The sequence below is a fragment of the Cyanobium sp. BA20m-14 genome (genome assembly GCF_024346295.1).
This window is the reverse complement of sequence record NZ_JAGQCR010000108.1, coordinates 1-10,531: the sequence shown is the minus strand read 5'-3', so window position 1 is coordinate 10,531 and position 10,531 is coordinate 1. Positions and strand designations below refer to the sequence as shown.

9 protein-coding genes and 2 pseudogenes are annotated in these 10,531 nt (G+C 65.0%); 6 read left to right on the top strand and 5 right to left on the bottom strand.

The genetic code is table 11. From position 1 onward, the window contains the following. The first annotated feature begins 278 nt into the window (after nucleotides 1-278). The gene (locus KBZ07_RS10905; RefSeq protein WP_254931636.1) at nucleotides 279-1,445 is read left to right on the top strand and encodes a class I SAM-dependent RNA methyltransferase; all 1,167 of its coding nucleotides are present in this window, start codon (nucleotides 279-281) and stop codon (nucleotides 1,443-1,445) included. Here KBZ07_RS10905 and KBZ07_RS10900 read toward each other — a convergent pair. Together KBZ07_RS10900 and KBZ07_RS10895 are read right to left on the bottom strand one after the other, a co-directional pair. Continuing rightward, the gene (locus KBZ07_RS10900) at nucleotides 1,442-1,828 is read right to left on the bottom strand and encodes a phage holin family protein (protein WP_254931635.1); all 387 of its coding nucleotides are present in this window, start codon (nucleotides 1,826-1,828) and stop codon (nucleotides 1,442-1,444) included. The genes KBZ07_RS10905 and KBZ07_RS10900 overlap by 4 nt on opposite strands. Then, nucleotides 1,825-2,247, bottom strand: a complete 423-nt coding sequence (locus KBZ07_RS10895) for a glycine zipper domain-containing protein (protein ID WP_254931634.1) — start codon at nucleotides 2,245-2,247, stop codon at nucleotides 1,825-1,827. The genes KBZ07_RS10900 and KBZ07_RS10895 overlap by 4 nt, the downstream gene beginning before the upstream one ends. Nucleotides 2,248-2,364: 117 nt before the next feature. Between KBZ07_RS10895 and KBZ07_RS10890 the strand changes: the two genes are divergently transcribed. Continuing rightward, a complete protein-coding gene (locus tag KBZ07_RS10890; RefSeq protein WP_254931633.1) occupies nucleotides 2,365-5,571 on the top strand; it encodes an ATP-binding protein in 3,207 nt (1,068 codons plus the stop codon). Here KBZ07_RS10890 and KBZ07_RS10885 read toward each other — a convergent pair. After that, nucleotides 5,544-5,879, bottom strand: a pseudogene (locus tag KBZ07_RS10885) (FAD-dependent oxidoreductase); the annotation flags it as partial. The gene KBZ07_RS10890 and the pseudogene KBZ07_RS10885 sit on opposite strands and share 28 nt — an antisense overlap. 75 nt (nucleotides 5,880-5,954) lie before the next feature. Here KBZ07_RS10885 and KBZ07_RS10880 point away from each other — a divergent pair. Together KBZ07_RS10880 and KBZ07_RS10875 are read left to right on the top strand one after the other, a co-directional pair. After that, nucleotides 5,955-6,722, top strand: a complete 768-nt coding sequence (locus KBZ07_RS10880) for a phosphoadenylyl-sulfate reductase (protein ID WP_254931632.1) — start codon at nucleotides 5,955-5,957, stop codon at nucleotides 6,720-6,722. 92 nt (nucleotides 6,723-6,814) lie between these two features. Continuing rightward, nucleotides 6,815-7,411 carry a type III pantothenate kinase gene (locus KBZ07_RS10875; RefSeq protein WP_254931631.1) on the top strand — a complete coding sequence of 199 codons (597 nt, stop codon included), beginning with the start codon at nucleotides 6,815-6,817 and terminating at the stop codon, nucleotides 7,409-7,411. On the opposite strand, the gene bcp is transcribed toward KBZ07_RS10875, so the two are convergent. Further along, the gene (gene bcp, locus KBZ07_RS10870) at nucleotides 7,389-7,856 is read right to left on the bottom strand and encodes a thioredoxin-dependent thiol peroxidase (RefSeq protein ID WP_254931630.1); all 468 of its coding nucleotides are present in this window, start codon (nucleotides 7,854-7,856) and stop codon (nucleotides 7,389-7,391) included. The two genes, KBZ07_RS10875 and bcp, sit on opposite strands and share 23 nt — an antisense overlap. A 23-nt stretch (nucleotides 7,857-7,879) precedes the next feature. Here bcp and KBZ07_RS16460 point away from each other — a divergent pair, with 23 nt between their 5' ends. Both KBZ07_RS16460 and KBZ07_RS10865 read left to right on the top strand, forming a co-directional pair. Beyond that, nucleotides 7,880-8,566: a 4'-phosphopantetheinyl transferase family protein gene (locus KBZ07_RS16460; RefSeq protein ID WP_396124025.1), complete on the top strand. Its 687-nt coding sequence runs from the start codon at nucleotides 7,880-7,882 to the stop codon at nucleotides 8,564-8,566. A 149-nt stretch (nucleotides 8,567-8,715) separates the two neighbouring features. Then, entirely contained in the window at nucleotides 8,716-9,390 is a 675-nt protein-coding gene (locus KBZ07_RS10865; RefSeq protein ID WP_254931629.1) for an alpha/beta hydrolase, read from the top strand. 88 nt (nucleotides 9,391-9,478) lie between these two features. On the opposite strand, the pseudogene KBZ07_RS10860 reads toward KBZ07_RS10865, so the two are convergent. Continuing rightward, nucleotides 9,479-10,531 (bottom strand): annotated as a pseudogene (locus KBZ07_RS10860) (recombination protein RarA); the annotation flags it as partial.

Sequence of the window (10,531 nt, the reverse complement as noted above, 5' to 3'; positions counted from 1 at the left end):
TTGGGTGATAAGGCTGACCTCACCCCATCTCCCTGACAGGGTCAGGCAGCCACAGGGGCGGTCTGACGGGAGAAAGCAACGATGTTGTTCGCTGTTACGTGTGTGCTCTTACCGAGCAGGCTTCAGTCACCCTCCTTATACCCCGTCGAAACCATTGCAGCCCCGTTTAAGTGGAGCTGAGCGGAATCGAACCGCTGTCCGAAGCACTGGTGTGAGCCACCTAGTCAGGCCGAAACCAGACTGGTTCATTGTGGCAGCAAGCAAGGGCAGGCGCAGGGGTGGGCATCACCGAACCAAACAGCACATCAATCAGCGGCATAGCGGTTGTGCCACCGGGGCTCGAAGAAGCCGCGGCAGCTGAGCTCACGGCCTTGGGCTGCCAAGCCGCAGCACGCCTACGCCGGGCCGTGCGCTTCCAAACAGACCTGGCTGGCTTCTACCGGCTGCACCTGCAAGCCCGCCTGCCCTTCCGGCTCCTGCTTGAACTGGCTCAATTTCCCTGCCGCAGCAAGGACGAGCTCTACGACGGTGTGCAGCGCGCCGTCGACTGGAGCCGCTGGCTGCCTCCTGGCGCCACCTTCCGCGTCGATGCCACCGGCAGCGCTCCTGGCCTCAACCACAGTCACTACAGCGCCCTGCAGGTCAAAAATGCCCTGGTGGATCTGCAGCGCCAGCAGTGGGGCGCCCGCTCCTCCGTTGACCTAGACGATCCCGACCTCTCCATCCATCTGCACCTTGGCGGCGGCGAAGCAGCCCTGAGCCTCGATGGCAGCGGCGGCAGCATGCACCGCCGCGGCTACCGGGCTGCCATGGGCCTGGCCCCGCTCAAGGAAAACCTCGCCGCCGGCCTGATCGCCCTCACCGGCTGGGATGGCTCGGTGCCCCTGGCCGACCCCCTTTGCGGCTCCGGCACCCTGCTGATTGAGGCGGCCTGCATGGCCCTGGGCCGGGCGCCGGGTCTGGGCCGCCGCTTCGCCCTGGAGCGCTGGCCAAAGTTCGACTCCCAGCTCTGGCAGCAAGAGCGGCAAGCGGCCAGCTCCCTGGCCCGAGAGACGCTCCCCAGCGGAGACCCCATGGCGCCGATCGTTGGCATGGAACAGGAACCCGGCGTGCTTGATCAAGCCCACAGCAACGCTGAGGCTGCCGGCATCGCAAGTGCCCTGGAACTGAGCCTGGGCGACTGCCGCGACTTCGTGCCTCCACCAGGGCCGGGCATCTTGGTGTGCAACCCGCCCTATGGCGAGCGCATCGGCGAGCGTGATGCTCTGGAGCCTCTCTACGCCGACCTGGGCCGCATAGTGAAAGAGCGTTGCGGCGGCTGGAGCCTGTGGCTGCTGAGCGGCAACCCGGAGCTCACCGGCGCCCTCAAAATGAAGGCCAGCCGCCGCATCCCAATCAGCAACGGAGGCATTGACTGCCGCTGGCTGCACTATGAGGTGCGTTAACGACCCAAGATTGCGCGAGTGGTTTTGCTGAGACCGGCGGTGGTCTGGGGCAGGTAGGGCCCCTTGAGCAGCTGGCCGCCCAACCGCACGAACACCCCGGCCAGCACCAGATCCAGGGCAGCCACCGCCAGGGCGGCGTGGATCCAGCTCAGCCCCTGGGCGTCGTGCAGCCACAGCAGCAGGGCCAGCTCGGCGCCGATCAGCGCCAACAGCAGCAGCGCCAGGCCACCGCTGATCAGCAGGCCACCGCTGATCAGGCGCCGCTTCTCCCGGTCCACCTCCTGCAGGGCGATGCGCACGTGCAGGTCCATCACCGAGGTCATCAAGGCGCCGACCCGACCGGCCGCCACCCGGGCTGGGCCTGGCGAGTTCGGATCCGTCATGAGGAACGCCGGCCTGAGGCGAGCAGCAGACCGAGCAGCACCCCGACGCCGGTGGCGATGCCGATCGCCATCAGCGGACGCTCCCGCACCGGCTTCTCACTACGAGGCCGCAAGGTGGTGTTGAGCTCATCGAGCAGGTTTTCCAACTGGGCCTCCAAGGGCGCCAGGTTGTCCGCTAGGCGGCTGGTCTGGTCCCCGGCCACCTCGAGCAGCTCAAGCAACTGGTCCTTCACCGCACTAGCGGTGCGGCCGGTCTGGCTGGAAATCACCTCAACCACTTCATCAAAACTGCCCCGAGTCGCCTCCAGGGTCTGGCGGGCAACGGCCGGCCACTCCCGCTGAATCGTGGGGATAAGGGTCTCAAAACGGTCGCGGAAGCCCTCTGGGCTGGCGGCGCGGGGAGGCGTTTCAGCGGTCATGGCAGTTCTGCGGTCATGGGGACAGGGGGCGACTGCGAAGCTCAGTCCTCAAGGTAAGGAGGGGGTTGAGCTTTCGAAACCCTCCGCTACATTTCTGCTGCTCGGCGCACGGGCCTGTTGGTTCACATCAATCAGGTCGAGCTCACCCACTTCAAGTCCTTTGGCGGCTCGATCACGATCCCGCTGCAAGAAGGTTTCACGGTGGTCACGGGCCCCAACGGCTCCGGCAAAAGCAACATCCTTGATGCGGTGTTGTTTTGTCTGGGCCTGGCCAGCAGCCGCGGCATGCGGGCAGATCGCCTGCCGGATCTAATCAACAGCGCCATGCTGCGCGAGGGCAAGGCCGCCGAAACCTCGGTGAGCGTGCGCTTTGACCTCAGTGAGTGGCAACCCGACCAGGCCGAAGCAGGCCTGGAGCCGCCCGAAGAAGGGCCCTGGATCAAGCCAGGCCAACAGGAGTGGACGGTGAGCCGGCGCCTGCGGGTTGCCCCCGGCGGCACCTATGCCAGCAGCTTCAGCGCCGATGGGGTGAGTTGCAATTTGCAACAGCTCCAAAGCCAGCTGCGACGCCTACGGGTGGATCCTGAAGGCAGCAATGTGGTGATGCAGGGTGACGTCACCCGCATCGTCTCGATGGGCGCCCGGGACCGGCGCGGCATCATCGACGAGCTGGCTGGTGTAGCCCTATTCGACAGCCGCATCGAACAGAGCCGCGGCAAGCTTGATGAGGTGCAGGAGCGTCAGGAGCGCTGCTCAATCGTGCAGCAGGAGCTGCTCAGCTCCCGCCAGAAACTTGAGCGCGACTGCGCTAAAGCCCGCACCTATCAAGACCTGCGCCAGCGCCACCACAACGGCCGCCTGCAGGAGCAGGTGCTGGCCTTTGAAGCAGCCCAGGCGAACCAGGCTGCCCTGCGGCAACGCAGCGCCAGCCTCGCCAGTCAGCAACAGGCTGAACGCGAGGCGATCAGCGAGGGAGAAACGGGCCTGGCTGCCGCCGCCACCGTGCTCGAGCAACTCCAAGCTGAGGTAAAAGCCCTAGGTGAAGATCAGCTGATCGCCGTGCAGGCCGAGCTGGCAGGCCTTGAGGCCAGTGGCCGCGAACTAACCCGCCAGGCAGGCAAACACCAGCTCGATGCCGAGGCCCTGCAACGCCAGCGCCACGAGCTGGCCCGCACTCAGGGCGAGCTGCGCCAGCAGCAGCAGGCCCTCGAGGCCAGTTCCGACCAAGCCGCTCTCAGCGATGCCGAAGCCGGCTGCCGCGATGCCGAAGCCGCCGTGGAGCTATCGCGCCGCCGGCTTGGCGAGGTGGCGGGGCGCTCCGGCAGCTGGTTGGAAGAACAGCAACAGCGCAGCCGCGCCCGCCAGCAGCTGGGCGAGCAGATCAGCCCCCTGGAGGCCGAGCGGCAGCAATTACAGGAGCGGCTGCGGCAGCACCAGGAGCGCCTGGCCGAGCTCGGCGCCGAAGAGCAGCAGGAAGGGGCCAGCCATCGCAGTGCCCAGCAGCAACTGGAGGCCACCGAAAGCAGCTGGCAGCAGGTGCTGGAAGCCACCCGCCTGGAGCAGCAGCAGGTGCAGGAGCTAGCCGAAGCCCTGGCCCTTCAGCAGCGAACCCGCAGCCGCCTCGAGCAGGAGCAAACCCAGCTCGAGCGCGAGATCGCCCGGCTAGACAGCCGCCGCGACACCCTGCAGGAAAGCCGCGGTACCGGCGCCCTGCGGGTACTGCTGGAGGCTGGCATGGACGGCATCCACGGGCCGGTGGCCCAGCTCGGCGAAGTGGAGGAGCGGGTGCGCCTGGCGCTGGAACTGGCCGCCGGCGGCCGCCTCGGCCAGGTGGTGGTCGACGACGACCGCATCGCCGCCCGGGCGATCGAGCTGCTCAAAAGTCGCCGGGCAGGCCGGCTTACCTTCCTGCCGCTCAATAAGATTCGCGGGGGCTCCCGTAGCGGCTCCAGTGGTAGCGGCGGAGCCGCCCTGCAACGCGGGGGAGCAGCAGGTGGCCCTGCAAGCGGTGGGCTGGTGGGCAAGGCGGTGGATCTGGTGGGTTACGAGCCCGTTTACGCCGAGGTGTTCCGCTACGTCTTCGGCGACACCCTGGTGTTCGACAGCCTGGCCAATGCCAGACGCGAACTGGGCCGCTGCCGGGCCGTGACCCTCGACGGCGAACTGCTGGAGAAGAGCGGCGCCATGACCGGCGGCAGCCTGCAACAGCGGGGCAGCCAGCTCAGCTTCGGGCGCAGCCAGGACGGCGACGAAGCCGCACCCCTGCGCCAGCGCTTGCTGGAGCTGGGCGAGAGCCTGCTGGCCTGCCGACGCAAGGAAGCCGAGCTGGGCCAGCAGCTCGAGACCCTGCGCCCCCGGCTGCTCTCACACCAGCAGCGCCAGGCGGGCCTGGAGGCCGAGCGCAGCGCCGCCCAGCGAGCCCTAGCCCCCCAGCTGCAACGGCAGCAGCAGCTGGGCAGTCGCCTGGGCCAACTGCAGGAGGCCTTGCAGAGCGATCTGCAGCGCCAGCAGCAACTCGAATCCCTGCTGTTGCCGCTGCAGCAACAACGCCTCGCCTTGGAAGAGGCCGAAGCTGCAGTGCAATCCTCCGGCGATGCAGCCCGCTGGCAGGGGCTGCAGAGCGAGCTGGAGGCGGCCGACTCGGCCCTGGCCGCGGCCCGCAGCCAGCGTGATGGGCTGCTGGCGGCCCGGCGCGAACGGGCCCTGAGCGCCGAGCGCCTCAGCAACCAGCTCGAGGCCCTGAGCGCCGATGAACAGCGGCTGGTGGCCGCTGTTCACACCCTGGTGGAGGAGCGAGCTCGCTGGAAAGAGCAGCACCAGGCGGATCAGTTGCGGCGCAGCACCTTGGCAGCCGAGCAGCAGCAGCTGCAAACCCGCTTTGGCGAAAGCCGCCGCGCCCGCGATGCCGCCGAAGCCCAGCTGGCCGCCCAGCGCCAGGCCCTGCAACAGCGCCAATGGGAACTGCAACGCCTCGGCGAGGAGATCGAATCGCTGGCCGAACAGCAGCGTGGCGACCAGCTGCGCCTCGAACAACTGGAGCGGGAACTGCCTGAGCCAAGGCCGGAGATTCCCGCAGAAGTGCGGGAGGCGGGTCTGGAAGCCCTGCAGGCGGAGCTGCGCAGCCTGCAGGGCCGGATGGAAGCCCTCGAACCGGTGAACATGCTCGCCCTCGAGGAGCTTGAGCAGCTCGAAACCCGCTTGGCGGAATTAGAGGAGCGGCTCGAAGTGCTCAGCAAGGAGCGCGAAGAGCCGAAGTCATTGGCCTGGGCGCCCGTGGCCAGCACCAGGCGGCTGAAGGCCAGGCACCGGCCGCTGGCGGTATGAACTTGTGATGACTGGGCGTCGATGCGCACAACCCGGTCCTGCAGCCAGGCCACCCCTTTGCCGGCCAGCAAACTGTCGTAGCGAGGTGCGATCTCCCAGCTGCGCAGTTCGCCGCTCAGCAGTTCGTAAAGCAGGGGCAGAAATAGGAAGCGATCGTTGGGTTCGATCAGCAGGATTGGTGGATGGTGGCGGCGCTCTGCCAGGGCGAGGGCGGTGTAAAGCCCACCAAAGCCCCCGCCCACGATCACCACCGGTGCGGTTGGCGGGGTCACCGCAGCCTGCGATCGCGCCGCCTCAGGATTCAGCATTGCTTTGGTGGTCTTTCGCCGGCACCTGCTTTTGAACCCTAACCAGCGACTTACTCAAAGGGCGATGATGGTTTGATGCAGATGGCCCAAGTCCCAGCTCTTTCACCCGATGGCTCCGGTCGGCCGATCGATCTGGACGCTGCCAGGGCGCTGCTTGCACCTTTGTCGGCCCAAGAGCGCCTGAGCTGGGCTCAGAACACCTTCGGGGCAGGATTTGCCTTAACAACCAGTTTTGGCATTCAGTCGGCAGTTTTGCTGCACATGGCCAGTGAGCTGACCGCCAATATCGGTCGGCCCATAACCGTGATCTGGGTTGATACGGGCTATCTGCCGCCGGAGACCTATCAATATGCCGAGCGCCTGGTAGATCAGCTCCAGCTTCAGTTAGTGGTGGCCCAGTCGGCCATGAGCCCGGCCCGGATGGAAGCTCTGCACGGCCGCCTTTGGGAAACCGACCAGCCGGGAGATCTGGCGCTTTATCACCGCATCCGCAAGGTGGAACCCCTCGACCGGGCCCTCACTGATCTGGCGGTGACCTGTTGGGCCAGTGGTGTGCGCGGCAGCCAGACCGATCACCGCAAGGCCATGGAACCGCTGGATGCGGTGCGTCAGCGCTGGTCGCTGCGGCCCCTTCTCTCCTGGAGTAAACGGGATGTTTACTACTACATGGAAGAGCACAAATTGCCCCAGCACCCGCTGTTTGAGCAGGGTTATTCCACGGTGGGCGACTGGCACTCCAGTGCTCCTGATCTAGGAGATGTCAGCGGCCGGGCGACCCGTTTCGGTGGTCTCCAACAAGAATGTGGCATCCATCTGCCGGGATTGATGGGCGAGGGCATCTGAGCGAGGGCCGTTGGCTGCTGATCGGCAACAGCCGATGGCACTGGGCAGAGGGTGAGCTGGGCTGCCTGCGTACGTGGAGTGCTCCAGCCGGTGTGGGACAGCTTGAGGGGCTGGTTGCTTGGGCGGCGGTGGGCCAGGTGCCCGCCTCTGCTCCATTGCCGCTGGAGCGGCGTCTGCATTTGAAAGATGTGCCCTTGTTGGAGCAGCCTGGCTGGCTGGGGGTGGACCGTGCCCTAGTGGGTTGGCGGGCCTGGTGCCTTGCCTCTGGTCCCGTATTGGTGGCGGACGGCGGCACCGCCCTGAGCCTCACCCTGGTCACCAGCGAGGGCCGATTTGGGGGAGGACGGTTGCTAGCCGGAGCTGCCTTGCAGTTGCGGGCCCTGGCTGCTGAAACTGCAGGACTGCCTGCCTTGGACCCGCCCTTAGATCTGCCCCCGGAACTTTGGCCTCACTCCACACGAGAAGCTATGGCCGCTGGGGTTTTGCGGGGTCTGGCGGCCGCCTTGGCCGCCGCTGGGCGTGAAGCCAAAACAAGCTGCCCGGGCTGCAGTTTTTGGCTCACGGGAGGAGATGGCCCCCTGCTGAAACCATTGCTGCAGCAGCTGCTAGTCAGTGCTATGCCGCTACAGCTGGCTCCAGACCTGGCCCTTGAGGCCTTGGCGGCACTCAGGCCAGGCCCAGATCGCTGAGGATGTCGTCAGCCATGGTTTCGGACTTCACTTTTGTGTAGATCTTTTCGATCTTTCCTTCTGCATCCACCACAAAGGTGTGGCGCATCATGCCCATGTATTCCTTGCCCATGAATTTCTTCAGCCCATAGCTCCCATAGGCCGCGGCCACTGCGCAGGGCTCGGCGTCGCTTAGCAAGGTGAAGGGAAGGTCATATTTGGCGATACATTTGGCGTGGCTGCTGGCGCCGTCTTTGCTGATGCCGAGCACGGTGATGGCTTGCTTTTCGAATGCGCCCCACTGGTCGCGGAAATTGCAGGCTTCTTTGGTGCAGCCGGGGGTGTCGTCCTTGGGATAGAAGTAGATCACCACCCGTTGGCCCTTGAACTGGGAAAGCTTCACCGCCGTTCCGTCTTGGTCTGGCAAGGTGAAATCAGGGGCGGGCTCGCCGATCTGCAAGGTCATTGAACGTCCAACCGAACTCACGAGTGAGCCTAGGCAGCAGCTTGGATCTGCCGCAGCGCCCAGCCCCCCAGCTATGGCTGCGCTATCTGGAGGGGGGCTGCCTCGGTTGTTTATCTACTGATGAATGGAGTTGGGGCTTGGGCCTGCCTGAGCTGCAGCGAAGTCGCTACTTCCAGAGCCGGGCTCTGCTCCGGCAGCAGCTGGCTGATGTGTTGGGCTGCGCTGGTGCCGCGGTGCCTCTCCATAGTCCGCCCGGCCAACCACCACTTTTAGGTAATGATCTGGGATGGGTCAGTCTCAGCCATAGCGGCGCTGGCTTGCTGATTGGCTACTCCGGCTCTCCCATCGGAGTAGACCTCGAATCCACTGCTCGACCTATTGAGCCAGCTGGATTGATGCGGCGGTTTTATCCAGAGCCTGAACAGGCGCAGTTGGGGGATTTGACTGGGGAGGAGCTACGGCGAGCGGTGCTCAACAGCTGGGTGTTGAAGGAAGCGGCCATCAAGTGGCGCCATCGCACCCTTGCAGCAGAACTGGCTCAGTGGTGTTACGACCACACCAGCGGTAGCTTGCAAAATCTCAGTGATGGGGCCAAGCCCGATCACAGCAGCGCTCTGCAGCAGGATTGGCGTTGGGCGGCGGTTGGTGAGGGCTGTGCAGGTTTGATGTTGGAGTCGCCAGGACAGCCCGAAGAAAGAGGGGGTACATAAAGGCGCGTGATTGTTCTGAAAACGAAGGTTCACCACTTAAATCCAGTACAAATCTTTCGTTTTGTGTCGATGCGCTCCGCAGACTTGCATCTTTGGTGACATGCGGCATGGCGTGACTAGCTTCGGATTGAACTGATTCCACGCCTCTCGTGATCAAGCGTTTGCTGGCCGGCCTTTTTGTGGGTACGGCCCTCTCGGCGGTGGCTATGCCAGCGTCCGCCGCAGTCGACAACAATCTCCCCGTTCGTTGGAACACCGGCGGCGCCGTGTGGTCTACCAACCAGGATGCCTTCAATACATTTCTGCAGTCTGGTGAAGTCACCGATCGGGGTCTGGAAGGGGGCCTGAACCGCTCCGGCTGGACTGCTGCCGAGGTGCGTGAGGGCATGAACAAGTCCTACAACGTGGACTTGGTTGGCGTCTCCCGCTTCCTTTACTCGGATGCCGGTGTGAAGTTCCTCAAGAACCAAACCACCAGCTACTTCCCCTACTGGAGCATGAATACCTTCGCGGTGCAGGCTCTGCGCTCGGCGATCGTGGCCGATGCCCGTGACGGCCAGATCTCCTCGGCCGGCATCATGAATGCTCTGCCCACTGACATGCGTCTGGCCGACTTCTGCAACACCTACACCGGTGCCCAGAACGTCTGCGCCGAAGGGCGTTGCCAAGGTGACGCCCAGTGCACCTCCCTGCTCTCCTGGTACGTGTTCCTGCCGGCCTGCATCCAGGCCAACCAGATGGCTGATCCCGTGGCTGAAGTGCGCACAATGGCCCCAGCCCCAGTTCAGCAGGTGCAACCTGAGGCTATCCGCGGCCTCTGGTGAGCCTGGCCTTTGGTGAGCATGGCCTTGGTGTTCGGCTCTCGCTAGGCGATTCGCCACCTCAGCTGCCCCGGCTTTCGCCGGGGCTTTTTTATGTGTTTAGGGGTGTTTTCAGTGCGTCTGCACGCCTTGCCCTTACCAAGGTGTGCTCAAGTGTCTGGGGCAGGGGCTGGCCCAGCAGACGGCTGAATGCTTCTCGCAGGCTTTGCACGGCATCACTGGCTAGGGGCTTGCCCCGGAGTGCGGCCATGGCTTCTAGATAGGAGCTGGCCGGGGCCAGCCAGCGTTCGATCAGCTCGGCAGTCAGCTCGAGTTGGAGTGATTCCTGCCACTGCTCCTGTTGCACTTGCCATCCTGCAGCGATCAAGCTGCGTTGGCTGATTAGGCCGGTGCTTTGGGCCTGGATCAGTCGCTGCCCCTCCAGGTGAGTTAGCTCCTCCAGCAGGATTTGCAGGGGGGGGGCTGCCGTGCCGATCAGGGCCCGCAGGCCTGCTGCTGGACCGAGTTGGGGAGTGCTGAACAGCAGGCGCCATTGGCCGGTGTTACCCAGCAGCGCGCCTGCCTGGCCGATCCAGGCCTCGATTTGTTCGGCGCTGAGGCCCTGCCAGGGTTGCCGCGCTATCACCCAGTCGAAGCGTCCCCCGGAGTCAAGTGCGAGTTTCGGTTCGAGCTGGGAGCTAAGGGCTGCAGGGGTTTGGGAAGGCACCAGCAGCAGCTGGGGTTGGCGCAGGCTGTCGAGCACCTTCAGCTGGGCTTGCAGCCGCTCTCGGTCGGAGCTGTGGGCCACGGTGATCACTACCCCGCCCTCGGGGGTAGCGGCCAGGGGATCAAGGGCCCATAGCAACGACCTCGCTTCCAGCACCAGCACCCGCGCTTGGCGTTGCCAGATCACCCCATCCCAGAACCGCCGTCTCAGTCTGTCTAGTCGTTCTCCCTCGGCGGCGGCTTGCCGCTGCAGCCAGCGCTCCAGCTGGGGATCCTCCGGACTGCTGCTAAGCACGTCGCCCTGATCCGCCGCCATCTCAGCGGCAGCTGCCAGCTGGGCGGCCCGCCGCTGTTGCAGGCGATCGCGCCTCTGGCCCTCCCAGCCCAGGCTGCCCGGTTGCCAGAACATCTCACCTTGAAGTGCGCCAGGCAAATACTG

Coding starts and splice junctions, on each gene's coding strand:
- KBZ07_RS10880 (WP_254931632.1), top strand. CDS start 5,955: ATGCAGATGGCCCAAGTCCCAGCTCTTTCACCCGATGGCTCCGGTCGG.
- KBZ07_RS10900 (WP_254931635.1), bottom strand. CDS start 1,828: ATGACGGATCCGAACTCGCCAGGCCCAGCCCGGGTGGCGGCCGGTCGG.
- bcp (WP_254931630.1), bottom strand. CDS start 7,856: ATGACCTTGCAGATCGGCGAGCCCGCCCCTGATTTCACCTTGCCAGAC.
- KBZ07_RS10895 (WP_254931634.1), bottom strand. CDS start 2,247: ATGACCGCTGAAACGCCTCCCCGCGCCGCCAGCCCAGAGGGCTTCCGC.